This is a genomic window from Streptomyces sp. HUAS 31, assembly GCF_028198125.1.
GTDB lineage: Bacteria > Actinomycetota > Actinomycetes > Streptomycetales > Streptomycetaceae > Streptomyces > Streptomyces chartreusis.
The window spans coordinates 6,764,364-6,783,860 of record NZ_CP116353.1 but is presented as its reverse complement, the minus strand read 5'-3'; the positions used below and the strand labels follow the sequence as shown (position 1 = coordinate 6,783,860).

General features: G+C 71.2%; 19 protein-coding genes. 7 read left to right on the top strand and 12 right to left on the bottom strand.

Features of this window, described 5'->3' with window-relative positions:
- Positions 1 to 44: 44 nt before the first annotated feature.
- The 3 genes from coaD to recG form a co-directional block, all read right to left on the bottom strand.
- Positions 45 to 524: a pantetheine-phosphate adenylyltransferase gene (gene coaD / locus PGH47_RS30340; protein ID WP_214335770.1), complete on the bottom strand. Its 480-nt coding sequence runs from the start codon at positions 522 to 524 to the stop codon at positions 45 to 47.
- Positions 525 to 550: 26 nt separating this feature from the next.
- Complete coding sequence (gene rsmD, locus PGH47_RS30335; RefSeq protein ID WP_271666013.1) at positions 551 to 1,153, bottom strand: 16S rRNA (guanine(966)-N(2))-methyltransferase RsmD; 603 nt, start codon at positions 1,151 to 1,153, stop codon at positions 551 to 553.
- Between the two features lie 108 nt (positions 1,154 to 1,261).
- Positions 1,262 to 3,469, bottom strand: coding sequence for an ATP-dependent DNA helicase RecG (recG, locus tag PGH47_RS30330; RefSeq protein WP_271666012.1), 2,208 nt, complete (start codon positions 3,467 to 3,469; stop codon positions 1,262 to 1,264).
- Positions 3,470 to 3,659: 190 nt separating this feature from the next.
- On the opposite strand from recG, the gene PGH47_RS30325 reads away from it, so the two are divergent.
- Both PGH47_RS30325 and PGH47_RS30320 read left to right on the top strand, forming a co-directional pair.
- Positions 3,660 to 5,495: an HSP90 family protein gene (locus PGH47_RS30325; RefSeq protein ID WP_271666011.1), complete on the top strand. Its 1,836-nt coding sequence runs from the start codon at positions 3,660 to 3,662 to the stop codon at positions 5,493 to 5,495.
- Complete coding sequence (locus PGH47_RS30320) at positions 5,495 to 8,425, top strand: tetratricopeptide repeat protein (protein WP_271666010.1); 2,931 nt, start codon at positions 5,495 to 5,497, stop codon at positions 8,423 to 8,425. The genes PGH47_RS30325 and PGH47_RS30320 overlap by 1 nt, the downstream gene beginning before the upstream one ends.
- An 8-nt stretch (positions 8,426 to 8,433) precedes the next feature.
- On the opposite strand, the gene PGH47_RS30315 is transcribed toward PGH47_RS30320, so the two are convergent.
- Positions 8,434 to 10,107: a DAK2 domain-containing protein gene (locus PGH47_RS30315; protein ID WP_271666009.1), complete on the bottom strand. Its 1,674-nt coding sequence runs from the start codon at positions 10,105 to 10,107 to the stop codon at positions 8,434 to 8,436.
- 254 nt (positions 10,108 to 10,361) lie between these two features.
- Between PGH47_RS30315 and rpmB the strand changes: the two genes are divergently transcribed.
- A complete protein-coding gene (gene rpmB, locus PGH47_RS30310; protein WP_003993230.1) occupies positions 10,362 to 10,547 on the top strand; it encodes a 50S ribosomal protein L28 in 186 nt (61 codons plus the stop codon).
- 118 nt (positions 10,548 to 10,665) lie between these two features.
- On the opposite strand, the gene thiD is transcribed toward rpmB, so the two are convergent.
- Positions 10,666 to 11,457, bottom strand: a complete 792-nt coding sequence (thiD, locus tag PGH47_RS30305) for a bifunctional hydroxymethylpyrimidine kinase/phosphomethylpyrimidine kinase (protein WP_271666008.1) — start codon at positions 11,455 to 11,457, stop codon at positions 10,666 to 10,668.
- Positions 11,454 to 12,422: a thiamine-phosphate kinase gene (locus PGH47_RS30300; RefSeq protein WP_107902439.1), complete on the bottom strand. Its 969-nt coding sequence runs from the start codon at positions 12,420 to 12,422 to the stop codon at positions 11,454 to 11,456. Before PGH47_RS30300 ends, thiD begins: the two co-directional genes overlap by 4 nt.
- A gap of 206 nt (positions 12,423 to 12,628) precedes the next feature.
- Here PGH47_RS30300 and PGH47_RS30295 point away from each other — a divergent pair, with 206 nt between their 5' ends.
- The gene (locus tag PGH47_RS30295; RefSeq protein ID WP_271666007.1) at positions 12,629 to 12,862 is read left to right on the top strand and encodes an Lrp/AsnC family transcriptional regulator; all 234 of its coding nucleotides are present in this window, start codon (positions 12,629 to 12,631) and stop codon (positions 12,860 to 12,862) included.
- 20 nt (positions 12,863 to 12,882) lie between these two features.
- The gene (locus PGH47_RS30290; protein WP_271666006.1) at positions 12,883 to 13,392 is read left to right on the top strand and encodes a DUF3515 domain-containing protein; all 510 of its coding nucleotides are present in this window, start codon (positions 12,883 to 12,885) and stop codon (positions 13,390 to 13,392) included.
- A gap of 15 nt (positions 13,393 to 13,407) precedes the next feature.
- Here the strand turns inward: PGH47_RS30290 and PGH47_RS30285 are convergent, their stop codons facing one another.
- From PGH47_RS30285 to PGH47_RS30275, 3 genes are all read right to left on the bottom strand, one after another.
- Positions 13,408 to 14,565 carry a D-alanine--D-alanine ligase family protein gene (locus PGH47_RS30285; protein ID WP_271666005.1) on the bottom strand — a complete coding sequence of 386 codons (1,158 nt, stop codon included), beginning with the start codon at positions 14,563 to 14,565 and terminating at the stop codon, positions 13,408 to 13,410.
- Between the two features lie 69 nt (positions 14,566 to 14,634).
- A complete protein-coding gene (locus PGH47_RS30280) occupies positions 14,635 to 15,645 on the bottom strand; it encodes an NAD(P)H-dependent glycerol-3-phosphate dehydrogenase (protein ID WP_271666004.1) in 1,011 nt (336 codons plus the stop codon).
- Complete coding sequence (locus tag PGH47_RS30275; protein ID WP_271666003.1) at positions 15,642 to 16,424, bottom strand: lysophospholipid acyltransferase family protein; 783 nt, start codon at positions 16,422 to 16,424, stop codon at positions 15,642 to 15,644. The genes PGH47_RS30280 and PGH47_RS30275 overlap by 4 nt, the downstream gene beginning before the upstream one ends.
- A 170-nt stretch (positions 16,425 to 16,594) precedes the next feature.
- On the opposite strand from PGH47_RS30275, the gene cofC reads away from it, so the two are divergent.
- Positions 16,595 to 17,233, top strand: coding sequence for a 2-phospho-L-lactate guanylyltransferase (gene cofC, locus PGH47_RS30270; protein WP_271666002.1), 639 nt, complete (start codon positions 16,595 to 16,597; stop codon positions 17,231 to 17,233).
- Between the two features lie 100 nt (positions 17,234 to 17,333).
- Positions 17,334 to 17,537, top strand: a complete 204-nt coding sequence (locus PGH47_RS30265; protein WP_030955515.1) for a hypothetical protein — start codon at positions 17,334 to 17,336, stop codon at positions 17,535 to 17,537.
- Positions 17,538 to 17,618: 81 nt separating this feature from the next.
- Here PGH47_RS30265 and PGH47_RS30260 read toward each other — a convergent pair whose 3' ends face one another.
- The 3 genes from PGH47_RS30260 to leuD all read right to left on the bottom strand — a co-directional run bounded on the left by PGH47_RS30260 (position 17,619) and on the right by leuD (position 19,496).
- A complete protein-coding gene (locus PGH47_RS30260; protein ID WP_271666001.1) occupies positions 17,619 to 18,269 on the bottom strand; it encodes an HU family DNA-binding protein in 651 nt (216 codons plus the stop codon).
- A gap of 137 nt (positions 18,270 to 18,406) precedes the next feature.
- Positions 18,407 to 18,637 (bottom strand): hypothetical protein, encoded by a 231-nt coding sequence (locus PGH47_RS30255; RefSeq protein ID WP_019755408.1) that lies wholly within the window; start codon positions 18,635 to 18,637, stop codon positions 18,407 to 18,409.
- Positions 18,638 to 18,902: 265 nt separating this feature from the next.
- A complete protein-coding gene (leuD, locus tag PGH47_RS30250) occupies positions 18,903 to 19,496 on the bottom strand; it encodes a 3-isopropylmalate dehydratase small subunit (RefSeq protein WP_107902450.1) in 594 nt (197 codons plus the stop codon).
- Between the last annotated feature and the right edge of the window lies 1 nt (position 19,497).

Genomic DNA, 19,497 nt, shown 5'->3' with positions numbered 1-19,497 from the left:
CTACAGCTGTGATGGAGACGGACGGAACGACTGTAGCCGCCCGTTCAGCCTTGGCGCAGACGCTTGTTGAGTGCCTCCAGGACCTGCGGCGGCACCAGGTGCGAGACGTCGCCGCCCCAGGTGGCCACCTCCTTCACCAGGGAGGAGGACATGAAGCTGTAGGTGGGGTTGGTCGGCACGAAGAGCGTCTCCACGCCCGACAGGCCGTTGTTCATCTGTGCCATCTGCAGCTCGTAGTCGAAGTCGCTGACCGCGCGCAGGCCCTTGACGATGGCCGGGATGTCGCGCTGCTTGCAGAAGTCCACGAGGAGGCCGTGGAAGGCCTCGGCCCGTACGTTTCCGTATTCGGCGGTGACCTCGCGGATCAGGTCGAGCCGCTCGTCCACCTCGAACAGGCTCTTCTTGGACTTGTTGATCATGACTGCGACGTAGACCTCGTCGTACAGCCTGGAGGCGCGGGAAATGATGTCGAGGTGTCCGTTGTGGATCGGGTCGAACGACCCGGGACAGACGGCTCGGCGCACTTGTGATCCCTCGCTCTCCGGTCCGGTCATCGTGCGTCTTCGCACGTAGGGGCGTTGTCGCCCATGGCGGCGCGACCGTACCAAAACGTTCCCTCGCCGTAACGACGGGCCCTGAGCGCCTCGAACCCGTCCGGCCACCGGAATTCTCCGCCTCTGGTGCTTCGCTCCACGGTGACGAGAGCCTCCGGCGCTAGCCAGCCCCCTGAGCGGAGTGTGAGCAGAATCTCGCGAAGATCGTGATCTGTGACTCGGTACGGCGGGTCGAGGAAGACGATGTCGTACGGCTCGGCGGGCGCCGGGGTCTGGATGATCTGTTCGGCTTTGCCCGATCTCACCTCGGCGCCGGGGAGGCCGAGGTTCTTGACGTTCTCGCGGACGATGCGGGCCGCTCGCGCGTCGGCCTCGACGAGGAGGGTGTGGCCGGCGCCGCGGGAGAGGGCCTCCAGGCCCACCGCGCCCGAACCCGCGTACAGGTCCAGGACGCGTTCGCCTTCCAGGGGGCCGCCGAGGAGGGACTGCCATGTGGAGAAGAGACCCTCGCGTGCGCGGTCTGATGTTGGCCGGGTTCCCGTACCTGGCGGCACGGCCAGGCGACGTCCGCCGGCTGCGCCGGCGATCACGCGGGTCATCTGTGGTCCTTGGTCGTGAGCGGCTTTAGGTATCAGTGTGGCTGGTCGCGCCCGCGCGGCGATAGCCGCATGCTCCATACAGCCCCGCGCCCCTGAGGTACATCCACATCAGCCCTTTTCGAGGTACTGCTCTCTTTCCTCGTCCAACAGGGCGTCCAGTGCGGTGCGCAGGCCCGGATAGCGTTCCAGCTCCGGATCGGCCTCCACCACCGTCATCGCCTCCTGCCTCGCCTCCGCGATGACCTCCTCGTCCTCGATGACGGCGAGGACCCGCAGGGAGGTACGCGCGCCGGACTGGGCCTGGCCGAGGACGTCGCCCTCGCGGCGCTGTTCGAGGTCGATGCGGGAGAGCTCGAAGCCGTCGAGGGTGGCGGCGACGGCGTTGAGGCGCTGGCGGGCCGCGCTTGCCTCCGGCATCTCGGTGACCAGCAGGCACAGCCCCGCCGCCGAGCCACGGCCGACGCGGCCGCGCAGCTGGTGGAGCTGGGAGACCCCGAAGCGGTCGGCGTCCATGATCACCATCGCGGTGGCGTTGGGGACGTTCACCCCGACCTCGATGACGGTCGTGGCGACCAGTACGTCCGTCTCGCCGGCGGCGAAGCGGCGCATGACGGCGTCCTTGTCGTCGGGGTGCATCCGGCCGTGCAGGACCTCGACCTTCAGGCCGTGGAGCGGTCCCTTGGCGAGGTGGTCCGCCACGTCGAGGACGGCGAGCGGCGGGCGCTTCTCGGCCTCGTCCTCGGGGGACTTCTTCTTGCCGGCCTTCTTCGGGTCGTCCTCCTCGTCGCCGATGCGGGGGCAGACGACGTAACCCTGATGGCCGTTGCCGACCTCCTCGCGCACGCGCTCCCAGGTGCGGGCCAGGAAGTGGGGCTTGTCGGCGGCCGGGACGACATGGGAGGCGATGGGCGAGCGGCCCGCCGGGAGCTGGTCGAGGACCGAGGTCTCCAGGTCGCCGAAGACCGTCATCGCGACCGTGCGAGGAATGGGCGTCGCCGTCATGACGAGCAGATGGGGCGGCTGTTTGCCCTTGCCGCGCAGGGCGTCGCGCTGCTCCACGCCGAACCGGTGCTGTTCGTCGACGACGACCAGGCCGAGGTCGTGGAACTGCACCTTGTCCTCGATCAGCGCGTGTGTGCCGATGACGATGCCGGCCTCGCCGGTGACGAGATCGAGCAACGCCTGCCGCCGGGCGGCCGCGCCCATCGAACCGGTCAGCAGCACCACCTTGGTGGCCTGCTCGGCACCGCCCAGCATCCCGCCCTCGGCGAGCCCGCCCATCATCTCGACGATCGACCGGTGATGCTGCTGGGCGAGCACCTCGGTGGGCGCGAGCATGGCGGCCTGCCCACCCGCGTCGACGACGGCGAGCATGGCGCGCAGGGCCACCATCGTCTTCCCGGATCCGACCTCTCCCTGGAGCAGCCGGTGCATCGGATGCTCGGTGGCGAGGTCGTCGAAGATCTCCTTGGAGACCTTCTGCTGGCCCTCGGTGAGGGTGAAGGGGAGGCGGGCGTCGAAGGCGGTGAGGAGGCCGTCGGGGCCGGGGCGGCGGGCGACCGCGGGGAGTTGGGCGTCGGCGAAGCGGCGGCGGGCCAGGGCGACCTGGAGGACGAAGGCCTCGTCCCACTTGAGGCGGGAGCGGGCGTCCTCGATGTCGGCCTTGGTGTGCGGGCGGTGGATCTTCAGGAGTGCCTCGGGGAGCGCGACCAGGCCGCGGCCCTCGCGGAGGGTGTCGGGCAGCGGGTCGACGGCTTCCTGTGCGCTGGGCAGGACCGTCTGGATCGCCTTGCCGATCTTCCAGGACTCCAGCTTGGCGGTGGCGGGGTAGATCGGGATCAGGGCGCCGGCCCAGGTCTCGACGGTCTCCTCCGAGTCCCCGCGCAGCAACTCGTAGGCCGGGTGTGCCAGTTGGAGGCGGCGGTTGAAGACGGAGACCTTGCCCGCGAACATCGCGCGGGTGCCCGGCAGGAGCTCCTTGTGGGGCTTGTGAACGCCGTTGCCGAAGAAGACCAGTTGGAGGCGGCCGCTGCCGTCGGTGATCGTGACCTCGAGGCGCTGGCCCTTGCCCCGGGGGGCCTTGCTGGAGGCGAAGGTGTGCAGGCGGGCGTCGGCGACCATGGCGACCACGGTGACGTGCTCGTCCATGGGGAGGTCGGCGAGGTGGGTGAGCTGGCCGCGCTCCTCGTATCTGCGCGGATAGTGGTGCAGCAGGTCGCCCACGGTGTGCAGGCCGAGGTGCTCGGCCATCACCTTCGCGGTGGGAGGGCCGAGCACTTTCTTCAGTGGTTCTTCCAGTGCGGGCACGAGATCCATTCCACACCACGGCACTGACAAAGCCGTAGAGGCCGCTGCGGCCGTCCCGGTAAACGTCCCGGAAACCCCTGGTCAGGCGGTTCGCTTCGGCCCTAGGATGGCGCGCTCCGGCCATCCTTTCGCGGTCACCGCCTCACCGGGACCGCCCGACCCCGCGCCGTCCCCGAGACCCCCCAACGGCGCTGCGACGATGGACTCCCAGACCTCACAGTCATCCCAGGCCCCTCAGCCGCCCCAGTCTCCTCATACGTTCCAGGTCGACCTGCGCGGTCTGGTGGACCTGCTCTCCCACCACCTCTACTCAAGTCCGAAGGTCTATCTGCGCGAGCTCCTGCAGAACGCCGTCGACGCCGTCACGGCCAGACGTGCCGAGGAGCCCGGCGCGCCCGCCGTGGTGCGGCTGTACGCCGAGTCGGGCACGCTGCGGGTCGAGGACTCCGGGATCGGGCTGACCGAGGCGGACGTGCACGACCTCCTCGCCACGATCGGGCGCAGCTCCAAGCGCGTGGAGGGGCTTCAGGAGGCCCGGTCCGACTTCCTGGGGCAGTTCGGCATCGGTCTGCTGGCCTGCTTCGTGGTCGCCGAGCGGATCCGGGTGGTCAGCCGCAGCGCCCGCACTCCGGACGCGCCGCCGGTGGAGTGGACGGCGGCGGACGACGGCTCGTACACGGTGCGGACCCTGCCGGACGACGCCCGGCCCGAACCCGGCACCACCGTGCACCTCGTGGCGCGCGCCGGTGCCGCCGAGTGGCTGGCCGAGGACCGGGTCCTGGCGCTGGCGCGGGACTTCGGCTCGCTGCTGCCGTACGACGTCCGGGTGGGCGGCGAGGCGGTCACCGACCTGCCGGCGCCCTGGGACCGTTCGTACCCCTCCCCCGCCAACCGCCGGGTGGCGCTGGCCCGGCACTGTCAGGACCTGTTCGGCTTCACCCCGCTGGACTCGATCGAGCTGAACGTGCCGCTCGCCGGGATCCGCGGGGTGGCGTACGTCCTGCCGGCCGCGGTCAGCCCGGCCCGGCGGGCGGGTCACCGCGTCCACCTCAAGGGGATGCTGCTGACGGAGCGGGCCGAACAGCTGCTGCCCGACTGGGCGTTCTTCGTGCGCTGCGTCCTGGACACCGACAGCCTCCGGCCGACGGCCTCGCGCGAGGCGCTGTACGAGGACGAGACGCTGGCGGCGGTACGGGACGCGCTGGGGGAAAGGATTCGGTCCTGGCTGACGGGCCTGGCGGCGGGTGATCCGGAGCGGCTGGCGGCGTTCCTGGCGGTGCACCACCTGGGCGTGAAGTCCCTCGCGCGGCACGACAGGGAGATGCTGCGCACGATGCTGCCGTGGCTGCCGTTCGAGACGTCCGACGGGCGGCTGTCCCTGGAGGAGTTCGCGCAGCGGCACGCGGTGGTGCACTTCACGCGGACCGTGGAGGAGTACAGGCAGGTCGCGCCGATCGCCTCCGCGCAGGGCGTCGGGGTGATCAACGGCGGCTACACGTACGACAGCGAGCTGATCGAGGCGTTGCCGTCGGTGCGGCCGGGGACGGTCGTCGCGGAGCTGGACGCGGACACCGTGACCGCCCATCTGGACGCGGTCGACCCTGCCGAGGAGCTGGCCCTGTCGGGCTTCCTGGCCGCCGCGCGGGCGAAGCTGGACCCGCTGGGCTGTGACGTCGTCCTGCGGGCCTTCCATCCGCTGTCCGTGCCCGCGCTGCACCTCGACGACCGGGCCGCCCGGCACGAGCAGGCGCGGGCCGAGGCCCAGGAGCAGGCCGACGACCTGTGGGCGGGCATCCTCGGTTCGCTGCGCGGCAGCGCCCCACGCGCACGTCTCGTGCTGAACCATCTCAACCCGCTGATCCGGCGGATCGCCTCGCTGGGCGACGCGGAGCTGATCGGCACCGCGACGGAGTCCCTGTACGGGCAGGCCCTGCTGATGGCGCAGCGCCCGCTCAGGCCCGCCGACTCGGCCCTGCTGAACCGGGCCTTCATCGGTCTGCTGAAGTGGGCCACGAACGGCGAGGAAGGCCGCTGATGAGCGAGATCACCGACTTCGACTCGCTGCGCCGGGCCATGGCGGAGAACGGCGAGGAACCGGAGGGTCCGGCCCGCAACGCGCGCGCGGAGCAACTGCTCGCCGAGGCGGAGAAGCTGAAGATCCCGCTGGCCGTGATCGAGGCGCTCGGGCATCAGCTGAAGGTCTACAACTACAGCTCCGAGAAGGGGAAGATGTTCGTCCCCTTCGCGCGTCTGCTGCGCATGTGGGACGAGCGGCCCGAGGACTTCGACGAGTACGAGACGCATTCGCTGCACTGGGTCTTCAAGTGGATGTCGTCCGGCATGCTCGACCAGCCGCACGTCCCGCTGGCCTCCATCGAGAAGTGGCTCGGCGAGATGGAGCACCGCTACCGGCTCGCCGGGCACTCCGAACGTGCGGTGCGCAGCGCGGAGTTCAGCGTGGCCGCGCATGTGGGTGACGTGGCGCGGGCGGAGCGGGCGTACGGCGCCTGGCTGGCCGCGGACCGGGACGCCATGGCCGACTGCCACGCGTGCGAGCTGCACGGGCAGGGGTGGTGGCAGGCCGAGCGGGGCCAGGACGCCGAGGCGATCCGGCTGTGGGGTCCGGTGCTGGAGGGCGAGTTCACCTGCGCCCACGAGCCGCACACGGTCCTCGCGTCGTCCCTGACGCCGCTGCTGCGCCTGGGCCGCGTGGACGAGGCCCGCGCCAACCATCTGCGCGGCTTCCGGCTCGTGCGGGCCATGGAGAGCATGCGCGGGGCGTACGCGGACCACGTGGAGTTCTGCGTGCTGACCGGCAACGAGGCGCGCGGCCTGGAGCTGCTCGCGGAGCGCCCGGCGTACTTCACGGACGACGGGCATCCGCGCAGCAGGCTGGAGTTCATGACGGTGGTGGCCCTGCTGACGGGCCGCCTGGGCGCGCTCGGTCTTGGCGAGCGGCGGGTGCCCGGTCCGGCGGGCCGCACCTGGACCGCCGGCGAACTCGCCGTGCACGCGCGCGAGGAGGCGCTCGCCCTGGCCGCCCGCTTCGACGAGCGCAACGGCACGGCCCATGTGAGCGAGCGGGCACGCGCGCGCATGGATCAGGAGCCCCTGGTGGAGCGGCTGCCCCTCGGAGTGCGTACGACGGCACGGCCGGCGCCGGCCGTGCCCGCGCCGGTCGCGGCCGACTCCCCCGACGACTCCCGGCCCGACCTGCCGGCGCTGATCGCCGAGGCACGGCGGCTGTCGGACACCCTTCAGCCGGGCGCCGTCGAGGCGTGGGCGGCCGTCTCGCGGGCCGCCGAGGGCGTCGAGCTGGACGCCCGCGACCGCGCGGAGATCGCCGACCACCGGGCGATGGACCTGGGCCCGGAGGGCATCGCCCTGTTCGAGGAGGCCGCCGGGCTGTACGCCGAGGCGGGCGACTCCGGGGAGGCGCTGGCGGCACGCGCGCGTGGAGCGTACGTACGGGCCCTCACGGGCGAGGTGTCCGAGGCCCGCACGATCATCGCCGGTCTCTACGACCGGGTGCTCGCGCTGTACGCCGACGACGGCACGGGTGTGCGTCAGACGGCGGCCGTGCTGATGAGCCGGGCCCGGATCCTGATGCGGCGGGTGCACGAGGCGGAGGACGGGCTGCCGGAGGTCCTCGCGGCCGACGCCGAGGCGGCCGCCCGTGAGGTGCTGGCGCTCGTCGGCGGGCAGGCCGGGAACGACGTACGGCTCGCCGCGCGGATCGCGGAGGCGCAGGCCATGCTCGCGGAGCTGGCGGCGCTCGCGGGGGACGTGGCGGGGGCCGCGGAGCTGTTCGCGCGGGCCTCCGCGGCGTTCGTCGGGGCAGGGCTGCCGTGGTTCGCGGTGGAGTACGAGGCCCGGCTGGCCGGGCTCGCGCACCATCTCGGCGAGATGGCGGAGGCCGAGCGGGCGCTGCGGGCGGCCCTGGAGCACGGCGGGTCGCACCTGGAGGCCACGGGCCGGGCCCAGCTGCATCTCCAGCTGGCCGAGGTGCTCGGCGACCGGGGACTGTCCGAGGAGGCCGCGGAGCACGCCCTGGAGGCGGCGCACTGGGCCGACGAGGCGGGCGAGAGCCGCACGCTGGGCGCCTGGGCTCGGCATCAGCTGGGCGGGTTCCTGCTGCGGCAGGGGCGATTCGCCGAGGCCGCCGAGGTGCTGGAGTCGGCGCTGCCGGACCTGTCCGCCGAGACGCACGGCGACGGGGCCGTCGTCCAGACGCAGTGGTGGCTCGGCGACTGTCTGAGCGAGCTGGGCGAGCACCGGGCGGCGGCCGAACGCCGGCTGCAGGCCGCCGAGATCGCCCGGCACTGGCCCGAGCAGCACGACCACGCCACGCTCGCGCACCTCGCGGCCGAGTCCCTGGGCCATGCGGGCCTGCCCGCGGAGGCGGACCGGGCATACGCGCGCGCGGGCGCGCTGTGGCGTTCCGTCGGCAACGTCCACGGCCTGGTCCGCTCGCTGCGTGCACGCGCGTGGCTGGCGCTCGGCGAGGACGACCGGGAGGACACCGCGTCCGAGCTGATGGCGAGCGCGGTCGAGGAGTGCCGGGCGGCGCTGGACGAGGCCGAGGACGAGGAGTCGCGCGAGCGTCTGGTCGCCGAACTCGGCCACACCCACCGCCAGTTCAGCGATCTGCTGGCGCGTTCCGCCGCGGAGGACGCCGAGGACGAGTCGATCCGGGACATGCTGGAGGGGGCCCTGTCCCAGGTGTCGCTGGCCGTCGAGGTGTTCGCGCCGCTCGGCGACGACGTCCTGCACAGCCGTACCGGCGCGGAGCTCGCCGCGGGCTGGCTGGAGGCCGACCTGGGCCGTCCGGCCGCGGCGGCGGCACGCGCGCGTGCGGTGCTGGCGGCGTACGCGGATGCCGGCGAGGACGACGGGACGGCGCTGGAGCGGTGTCAGGAAGCCGAGCAGATGCTTCAGGTGGTGCGGGAGCAGGACGGGGCGTAGGCCCCGGCTCACTCCACGCCGATGAGCAGCACGGCTCCCTGCCGGCCGCCCCGGTACACGACCGTGTCGACGGCGAGGTAGGACTCTCGCACGCGTGCTTCGAGGTGCTCGGCGATCGTCTCGGGCGCCTCGTCGCCGAGGACGAGGGTGACGAGTTCGCCGCCCGCGGAGAGCATGCGGTCGAGGACGCCCTCGGCGGTGGCGGTGACGTCCGTGCCGATCACGGCGACGTCGCCGTCGATGAGGCCGAGGACGTCGCCGGCCTGGCAGATGCCGGCCATGGTCCAGGACTGGCGTTCGGCGACGGCGACCTCGGCGTAGCGGGTCGCCCCGGCCGCCGAGGTCATCGACACGACGTCCTCGTCGAATCGGCGGTCCGGCTCGTGCACCGCGAGCGCCGCGATGCCCTGGACCGCGGAGCGGGTGGGGATCAGCGCCACGCGGATGCCCTCGGTGCGGGCCTGCTCGGCCGCGGCGGCCGCGGTGTGCCGCAGTTCGGCGTCGTTGGGCAGCAGCACGACCTCGCGCGCGTGGGCCCGCCGTACGGCCTCCACCAGCTCCCCGCTGGCGGGCGGCTCCCCGGGGCGGGCGAGGACGGTGGTCGCGCCGGCCTCGCCGTACAGCCCCGCCAGGCCCTCGCCGGGCACGACGGCGACGACGGCCCGCTGGACGCGCTCCCGGGGCAGCCGCTCACCGGTGGTGTGCGCGTCACCCGCCCCGAAGTGGGTGATCCGGATCCGGTACGGCCGCCCGGCCTCGACGCCGGCTTCCACGGCGGCCCCGGCGTCGTCGACGTGGACATGGACGTTCCACAGTCCGTCGCCGCCGACGATCACGAGGGAGTCCCCGAGCCCGTCGAGCCGCTCCCGCAGCCGGGCCACGGCCGCGTCCTCGGCCTCCAGGAGGTAGATCACCTCGAAGGCGGGCCCGCCCGCGTCCAGGACGTCGGCGCAGTCCTCGGCCTCGGTGAGCGGGGCGCCGTCGCCGGCGGCGGCCGACGCCACGCGCGCGTGCGACCCCGAGACCACGGGCACGGCCTCCCCCGTGAACGTCTCCACCAGCGCGCCCAGCACCGCGAGCAGCCCCCGCCCCCCGGCGTCGACCACCCCCGCGCGCTCCAGGACCGCCAGTTGTCCAGGGGTCGCCGCCAGCGCCGTACGCGCCCCTTCGTAGGCCGCACGCGCGACGGCGCCGCAGTCGTCGCCCGCGGCGCCGTGGGCCGCGTCGGCGGCGGCCGAGGCGACCGAGAGGACGGTGCCCTCGACGGGGTGGGCCACGGCCTGACGGGCGGAGTCGGAGGCCCGGCGCAGGGCGAGCCGCAGACCTGACCCGTCGGTGTGAGCCGTCTCACCGTCGGCGAGCACCTGGGCCATACCCCGCAGCAGCTGGGCGAGGATCGTGCCGGAGTTCCCGCGGGCGCCTATGAGGGCGCCGTGCGCCATGGCGCGGGCGGCGTCAGCCAGGGTCGGCCTGCCCACGTCGTAGGCGGTGAACACGGCCTCCACCGCGGCGACCGCCGACTCCACGGTCAGATACAGGTTGGTACCGGTGTCCCCGTCGGCCACGGGGTAGACGTTGATCGCGTCGATCTCCTCGCGGGCGCGACCGAGCGACTCCAGCGCGAGGCCGCACCAGGTGCGCACCGCGAGAGCATCGAAGAATGTCTGCGGCACCTGCGCCACCTGCGCCTCCTTGAACGGCCGAACGTGGCACGCAGCGTAGACCCAGAGCCGGTGGGCGCCGGAAGAGGGCCGGGAGCGGGCCCCTGATCAGCCATGGTAGTTTCGTTGGACTGGCGCAGTCGTTGTATGCTGCTCCGGTTGCCCGATGAAAATCGGGCCGTCCCCTGGCAACGCCACTCAGATCTCTACTCGTGATCTCGATCCCGGCATGCCGGGATTATCCGTAAGAGCATCTGAAGTCTTTGGAGTGACCCGTGGCTGCCAACTGCGACGTCTGCGGCAAGGGGCCGGGCTTCGGCAACAACATCTCGCACTCGCACCGCCGTACGTCCCGTCGCTGGAACCCGAACATCCAGCGCGTCCGTACCGTGGTCGGCGGGACGCCGAAGCGCGTGAACGCCTGCACCTCGTGCATCAAGGCCGGCAAGGTCTCGCGCTGACGCCCACAGCTGAGCGCGCGGCCACTGCTGGTTCGCTGCAAAGAGCCGGTCCACCTCGGTGGACCGGCTCTTTGCTGTGCCCGGCGACTCCCGGTGACCAAGAGCGGCCGCCCGAGAGCTACGCCCCGGTGCGGAACCGCCACCCGTGATCCACGGGACCGATGCCCCCGCCGAGCGCGAACCCGGCCTCGATCGCCCCGGTGACGTACTCCTTCGCCGCCGTCACCGCCTCCGGCACGGCGAGCCCCTTCGCCAGGCCCGAGGCGATCGCCGAGGCGAGCGTGCAGCCCGTCCCGTGGGTGTGGCGGTTGTCGTGCCGAGGCGCCCGCAGCCAGTGCTCCGCGGAGCCGTCGGTGAGCAGGTCCACGGCGTCCCCGGGCAGATGACCGCCCTTGATCAGCACCCAGCGCGGCCCGTACTCCAGCACGGCCGCGGCGGCCTGCCGCAGCTGCTCCTCGGACTCGACGTGCACCCCGGTCAGTTGCGCCACCTCGTCGAGGTTCGGCGTCGCGACGGTCGCCACGGGCAGCAGCCTCGTACGCACCGATTCGAGCGCGGACGACGCGAGCAGTGAGTCGCCGTGCTTGGAGACGCCCACCGGGTCGATCACGGCGGGCGCATCGGTTGCGCCGATCAATTCGGCGACCGCCTCGACGAGTTCGGCGGAGGCGAGCATGCCCGTCTTGACCGCCTGGACGCCGATGTCGTCGACGACGCTGCGGTACTGCGCCCGCACCGCCTCCACCGGCAGCTCCCAGGCCCCCTGCACACCGAGGGAGTTCTGGGCGGTCACCGCGGTGATCACGCTCATGCCGTGCACGCCGAGCGCGAGCATCGTCTTCAGGTCGGCCTGGATGCCGGCGCCGCCTCCGGAGTCGGAGCCGGCCACCGTGAGGACGCGCGGGATCATGACTCGATGTCCCCGCCGAAGTGGTCCCAGCCGCCCTTCCTGGTCCACGGCGCCCCGTCCACCGTGACCTGGGGCAGCGCCGAGGGGTTGAGGACCTCGCCGATGACCTTCCAGCGGGCCGGCAGCTTCACGTCCGGCGGGAAGGTCGCCACGATCGCGTGGTCCTCTCCCCCGGTCAGCACCCACTGCATGGGGTCGACGCCGACAGCCTGCCCGATGTCGTTCATCTGGGTCGGGATGTCGATCGCGCCCGAGCGGATGTCGATACGGACCTTGCTGGCCTCGGCGATGTGCCCGAGGTCGGCGATCAGCCCGTCGCTCACGTCGCACATCGCGGTGGCGCCGAGCCCGGCGGCGGCCGGCCCCGCGTGATACGGCGGCTCGGGACGCCGGTGCGCCTCCACGAAGGCGCGCGGCGAGCGAAATCCCCGGGCGAGCACGGCGTATCCGGCCGCGGACCAGCCCAGCCAGCCCGTCACGGCGACCATGTCGCCGGGCTGCGCGCCGGCCCGCGTGACGGGCTCCTGGTTGCGCAGATCGCCGAGCGCGGTGATCGACACCATGATCGTGTCGCCGCGTACGACGTCGCCGCCGACCACCGAGGCGCCCGCGACCTGGCACTCGTCGCGGATGCCGTCCATCAGCTCGCTCGGCCAGGTGACCGGGAGCTCGGCCGGCACGACCAGGCCGAGCAGCAGCGCGGTCGGCACCGCCCCCATGGCGGCGATGTCCGCGAGGTTCTGTGCGGCGGCCTTGCGGCCGACGTCGTAGGCCGTGGACCAGTCGCGGCGGAAGTGCCGTCCCTCCAGCAGGATGTCCGTGCTGGCGACCACCCTGCGGTCGGGCGCGGCCACCACCGCGGCGTCGTCGCCCGGACCGACCCGGACCGCCGGGGTGGTGGTGAGACGGGAGGTGAGCTCCCTGATGAGCCCGAACTCCCCTAGCTCACCAACAGTGCCCTTCATTGCCCTTACGCCCCTTCTGTCCCGGTCCGCACCCGGTCGCGCGTCCCTGCGGTGCTCGCTACGGTCGAGATGTACGTCAACTTCGGTCGTCCCCGCACCACGGCGCGGGGTCCCTGGCCATCGAGGGTCTCCCCGTGACGAGCGGCGACGCGATACCGTGGCGTTCCTTTTCCCCACATGATCCTCGTGGCCGCCCTGGAGGTTCCGTGGTACAGGCGTACATCCTGATCCAGACGGAGGTCGGCAAGGCGTCGACCGTCGCCGAGACGATCAGCAAGCTCCCTGGAGTCATCCAGGCCGAGGACGTCACCGGACCGTACGACGTCATCGTGCGCGCACAGGCCGACACCGTCGACGAACTGGGTCGCTTGGTGGTCGCCAAGGTCCAGCAAGTGGACGGCATCACCCGCACACTGACCTGCCCGGTCGTACATCTGTAGCCCCCGTCTACCCTTGGCCGGTGAACTCTTTCCGTCACCGGCGCTTTGCTGTCGTCGGGCTGCCCGCGTTCGTCCTGCTGGTCACCACCGCGGGCTGCTCATCAGCAGACGGCAGCGCGTCGGCGGCGGTTCCCAGCCCCGGTACGAAGGCCACGAAGTTGTGCCGGAACCTCGACAAGGCGCTGCCGGCCGAGGTGGACGGTGCCGACCGTGAGGATCCCTCGCCCGCGTCGACGCTGACCGCGGGCTGGGGAGACCCGGCGATCATACTGCGGTGCGGTGTCGTACGGCCGTCGAAGATGAGTGACCCCGCGGTGGCCGAGGGCAGGGACGACGACGCGGTGGCCGGTGGTGTGAACGGCGTCAGGTGGTTGATGGAGGAGGACGCCGACGGGGGTTACCGGTTCACCAGCGCATTGCGTCGCGCGTACGTCGAGGTCACCGTGCCGAAGGGCCGTGACAGTTCGAGCGTGCTGATCGATCTGGCCCCGGCCGTGAAGAAGGCGATCCCCGAGGGGATCGCCGACTGACCACCTCGGTGGCGCCTACCTGAGTCCGGTCGAGCGCCGCAGCGCGGCCTCGATCAGCCGGTCCACCAGGTCCGCGTAACCGATCCCGCTTGCCTGCCACATCTGCGGGTACATCGAGATCGGCGTGAAGCCGGGCATCGTGTTGATCTCGTTGATCACGAACTCCCCGTCCTCGGTGAGGAAGAAGTCCGCGCGCACCAGGCCCTCGCAGGAGGCCGCCTCGAAGGCGTCCACGGCCAGGCGCTGTACGTCGGCCGTCTCCTCGGGCGTCAGCGGCGCCGGCACGATGCCGGGCGTGGAGTCGATGTACTTGGCCTCGAAGTCGTAGTACGCGTGCGCGTCCGGCGGCGGGATCTCCGCCGGGACGGAGGCGCGCGGGCCGTCCTCGAACTCCAGCACCCCGCACTCGATCTCCCGGCCGCGCAGAGCGGCCTCGACGAGGATCTTCGGGTCGTGCCGCTGCGCCTCGGCGATCGCGTCGTCCAGGCCCGACAGGTCCTCGACCTTGGTGATGCCGATCGACGAGCCCGCGCGGGCGGGCTTCACGAACAGCGGCCAGCCGTGGTCGCCGGCGAGGTCGATGATCTTCTTGCGGGCGGCGGACTCGTCCTGCTCCCACTCGCGCGGCCGGATCACCACGTACGGGCCCACCCTGAGCCCGAAGGAGAGGAACACCCGCTTCATGTACTCCTTGTCCTGGCCGACGGCCGAGGCGAGCACGCCGGAGCCGACGTAGGGCACCCCGGAGAGCTCCAGCAGGCCCTGGAGGGTGCCGTCCTCGCCGTAGGGGCCGTGCAGCACCGGGAAGACGACGTCGATCTCGCCGAGCGCCTTGGGCACCGATCCGGGCTCGGTGTAGACGACTTCGCGGTTCGCGGGGTCGACGGGGAGCACCACGCCGCCCTCGCCGGTCTCGGCCAGCTGCTCGACGTTGGGCGTACGGCGCTCGGTGATCGCCATGCGTTCCGGTTCGTCGGCGGTGAGCACCCAGCGGCCGCTCTGCGTGATGCCGATCGGCAGGACGTCGTACTTCGTCCGGTCGATCGCGCGCAGGACGGCGCCGGCGGTGACCATGGAGATCCCGTGCTCGGAGCTGCGGCCGCCGAACACGACGGCCACACGCGGCTTGCGCTGCGGCTGGTCTGGGCTCTGGGGGAGGTTCTCGGTGCTCATATCGCGTTGAGCGTACCCGCCCGTAGGGTCCGAGTCAGCGTCCGGAGGGTGGCGTTCCCCGGGCGTCGCTCAGCGTCGCTCGGGCTTGGCGCTGCGCGACATCAGCTCCTTGAGGGCGACGACCGGAGGCTTGCCCTCGTGCACGATGCCGACGACCGTCTCCGTGATCGGCATGTCGACGCCGTGCCGGCGCGCCAGATCCAGCACGGACTCGCAGGACTTGACGCCCTCGGCGGTCTGCTTGGTGACCGCGATGGTCTCCTGGAGGGTCATGCCCTTGCCGAGGTTGGTGCCGAAGGTGTGATTGCGCGACAGCGGCGAGGAGCAGGTCGCCACCAGGTCGCCGAGGCCGGCGAGTCCGGAGAACGTCAGCGGGTCGGCGCCCAGCGCGACCCCGAGCCGGGTCGTCTCGGCGAGACCGCGGGTGATCAGCGAGCCCTTGGCGTTGTCGCCGAGGCCCATGCCGTCCGCGATGCCGACGGCGAGGCCGATGACGTTCTTCACGGCTCCGCCCAGTTCGCAACCCACCACGTCCGTATTGGTGTACGGGCGGAAGTACGGCGTGTGGCTGGCGGCCTGGAGGCGCTGGGCGACGGACTCGTCGGTGCAGGCCACGACGGCCGCGGCGGGCATGCGGGAGGCGATCTCACGGGCCAGGTTGGGGCCGGTGACCACGGCGATGCGGTCGTGGCCGACCTTGGCGACGTCCTCGATGACCTCGCTCATCCGCATGGTGGTGCCGAGTTCGACGCCCTTCATCAGCGACACCAGGACCGTGCCCGGCGCCAGCATCGGCGTCCACTCGGCGAGGTTGGCGCGCAGGGTCTGGGAGGGGACCGACAGCACCGTGAAGTCCGCGCCGGCCATGGCCTCGGCGGGGTCGGTGGTGGCCCGCATGCCCTGCGGGAGCTCGACGCCGGGGAAGTAGTCGGGGTTCGTGCGGGCCGAGTTGATGGCGTCGGCGACCTCGGGGCGGCGGGCCCACAGGGTGACGTCGCAGCCGGCGTCGGCGAGGACGATGCCGAATGCCGTGCCCCACGAACCGGCACTCAGGACTGCCGCCTTGACGGGCTTGCTCACGTGCCCTGCCCCTCTTCCTGCTCGGCCTTCGCCTGCGAGTTGTTCTGCGCGGCGGTCCTGCGGCGCTGCTCGATGCGCTCCTGGCGCGGGTCGTACGTCGTCTCGGGCGCCTTCTCGCCGCGGATCTCCTCCAGCTGGCGGGTGATGGCGGCCATGATGACCTCGGTCGCCTCCTTGAGGAGGTCCGGGGTCATCTCCTTGTCGTAGAACTCCGTCAGGTCCACGGGCGGGCCCGCGAGCACCTGGTGGGTCTTGCGCGGAAGGAGGTTGGGCTTCTTGGCATACGGCGGCAGCAGTTCGTTGGCGCCCCACTGCGCGACCGGGATCACCGGGCACTTCGTCTGGAGGGCCACGCGCGCCGCGCCGGTCTTGCCGGTCATGGGCCACTGGTCGGGGTCGCGGGTGATGGTGCCCTCCGGATAGAAGGCGACGCATTCACCGCGCTCCACGGCTTCGATCGCGGCGCGGAAGGCGCTCAGCGCGTCCGTGGTCTCCCGGTAGACGGGGATCTGCCCGGTGCCGCGCATCGCGGCGCCGACGAATCCCTTCTTGAAAAGACCGCTCTTCGCGAGGAATCGCGGAACCCGGCCGGTGTTGTACTGAAAGTGCGCGTACGCGAAGGGATCGATGTGCGAATTGTGGTTCACCGCGGTGATAAATCCACCCTCGGCCGGAATGTGCTCCATTCCACGCCAGTCCCGCTTGATCAGAACCACCAGCGGCGGTTTGCAGAGCACCGCTGCGAAGCGGTACCAGAAGCCGATTCTGCGGCGGGGCACGCGTGCACCTTCCTCTAGGTATCAAAGGACGTCGGGCCTGGGGGCCGCACAAGTCTCGCCCCAGGCCGCCGGTCTGTCGAGAACACCGTACGCCTCGCGGCCGCGACCGCCAGATGGCGCTGGTGACGGCTGAGTGACAATGACCGCGACTAGAGAGGGACGGAACGCCAGTGCAGTGGACCTTGGTCGTACCCCTGAAGCCCTTGGCCCGGGCGAAGAGCAGGCTTTCGGACACCGCGGCGGACGGATTGCGCCCGGGCCTGGCCCTCGCATTCGCGCTGGACACCGTGGCCGCGGCGCTGGCCTGCCCGGCGGTGAAGGATGTGGCCGTCGTCACGGACGACGCCCTGGCCGGGCGCGAGCTGGGCGCCCTTGGCGCGCACATCGTCGCCGACGAACCCGGCGGCGGCCTGAACGCCGCGCTGGCACACGCGGCGGCGGTCGTACGCACTTCCCGCCCCGAAACCCCGATAGCCGCCCTGAACGCCGATCTTCCGGCGCTGCGCCCGCTGGAATTGGCCCGGGTACTGGACGCGGCGGCGGAATTCCCGCGCGCTTTTCTCCCCGATGCGGCAAAGATCGGCACGACTCTGCTGGCCGCTTCCCCCGGCCATGAATTGCGCCCGGCATTCGGCACGGATTCCCGCGCTCGTCATCGCGCGTCCGGTGCGGTGGAACTGCTCCTCGACGAGGTGGATTCCGTACGCCAGGACGTGGACACCGGCGCGGATCTGCGGGCCGCACTGCTCCTGGGCGTGGGCCCGCGCACGGCGGCGATGGCAGCACGGCTGCTGATCAAGGAACAGTGACCGCCGCACCCTTGGGGGCGCGGGGCTGGGCCTGATGTGCGGGCACGAACGGCCCCCACGGCACCGCACCCGACACACAACCCGTCGTAGGGTGACGACCATGCAGGCCACCTCATACACCTACGACGCCGAAACCCGCACCGGCAGCGTTCTGCTGGACGACGGCACGCCGGTCCCCTTCGACGCCCCGGCCTTCGACGCGGGCGGCCTCCGCCTGCTGCGCCCCGGGCAGCGGGTCCGCATCGAGACGGAGGGCAAGGGCGAGTCCCTGCGCATCACGCTGGTGACGTTGCAGACCTTCTGAACCCGGTGCAGGCACCGGAACACGCCGCGGGCCGGACTCCGTACGGAGTCCGGCCCGGCGCGTGAGTGCCCCTGTGCGGTCCTACCTGCTGCGCGTGGTCCTCTTGGCGGTGGACTTGCGCGCCGTCGACTTCTTGGCCGGCGCCTTCTTGGCGGTGGCCTTCTTCGCCGGGGCCTTCTTCGCCGTCGCCTTCTTGGCGGTGGCCTTCTTCGCCGCGGTGGTCTTCTTCGCGGCGGCCGTGGTCTTCTTGGCCGTCGTCTTCTTCGCGGTGGTCTTCTTGGCGGCGGCCGTGGTCTTCTTGGCCGTCGTCTTCTTCGCCGTCGTCTTCTTGACGGCGGCCTTCTTCGCCGCGGTGGTCTTCTTCGCGGCGGCCTTCTTGACCGTCGCCGAGGCACCACCGGTCAGGCTGCCCTTGGGCGCCTTCTTGACGGCGACCTCGCCGCCCCGCGGGAGCTTCTTCGAGCCGCTCACCAGGTCCTTGAAGCCCTGACCCGCACGGAAGCGCGGAACGGAGGTCTTCTTGACCCGAACCCGCTCGCCGGTCTGAGGGTTACGGGCGTACCGGGCGGGACGGTCGACCTTCTCGAACGAACCGAAGCCGGTGACGGAGACCCGCTCACCCGAGACAACCGCGCGGACGATCGCGTCCAGTACGTGGTCGACAGCATCGGCGGCCTGCTGACGGCCGCCCATCTTGTCGGCAATCGCTTCTACGAGCTGCGCCTTGTTCACGTCTTCCCCTTCGGAGACATCGCCAGAACGAAAGTGTTCAAGCTTTTTCGCACGTTAGGCAGATATATACCGCAAATCAAACACGAAACGGGCTAATCACCCTTGTGCCGCAACAGACTCGACTGTCTCGAAGGTGTTCAGCGTTCCTCTTCGGGGAATCGCCCCGCGTCGAGATCCGCCATGAACCGCTCCAGACGCCTTGTCGCTTCGGCGACGTCGTGCTTGGCCGCGGCCGTAATGACCAGCAGCTTCCGGGTCAGCGCCATCCGTACGCCCTCCGGGACTTGCAGTGCACGCACTCTTGTGTGCGCTTCCTTGAGTTGGTCCGCGACTGCCGCATAGAGCTCGAGTTGGCCGTCGTGTTCCATGCACAGATTGTGCCATCTGGGGCGAGTTGTCGCCTGCCAGGGGTGCAACTCCGGCCTCAAATGGCCTTCCGGGCACTTGCGGAAGTCACCGTCGCACCACTCGCGTACCCCCACAACACCCGCCCTAACGTGGGAAGTTGAGCGGGGCACGTATCTGCCGCAGGACCGTTCGGGTGCAGACATGCCAGTACCCCCGATCGGGCTGATCGGGGGTACTGGGAGGGTGTTGCGGTGTCCGAAAGTCGCCTTGCGGACGGCTCTCGGCTCAGCCCTGGAGCGTCCGCGGCTTGAACGACGGCCGCTTCGCCTCGTAGGCGGCGATGTCGCCCTCGTTCTGGAGGGTGATCGAGATGTCGTCGAGGCCGTTCAGCAGCCGCCAGCGGGAGTTCTCGTCCAGCTCGAAGGGGGCGGTGATGCCTTCGGCGCGCACCTCACGGGCCTCCAGGTCGACCGTGACCTCGGCCTGCGGGTCCTTCTCGGTGAGCTCCCACAGCGCGTCCACGATCTTCTGCTCCAGAACCACGGTGAGCAGGCCGTTCTTGAGCGAGTTGCCGCGGAAGATGTCGGCGAAGCGCGAGGAGATGACGGTCTTGAAGCCGTAGTTCTGCAGCGCCCAGACGGCGTGCTCACGGGAGGAGCCGGTGCCGAAGTCGGGGCCGGCGACCAGCACCGTGGCGCCCTCGCGCTCGGGCCGGTTGAGCACGAACTCCGGGTCCTTGCGCCAGGCCTCGAACAGCCCGTCCTCGAAACCGTCCCGGGTCACCTTCTTGAGCCAGTGAGCAGGGATGATCTGGTCGGTGTCGACGTTGGAGCGGCGCAGCGGGACGGCCCGGCCGGTGTGCTTGGTGAATGCTTCCATG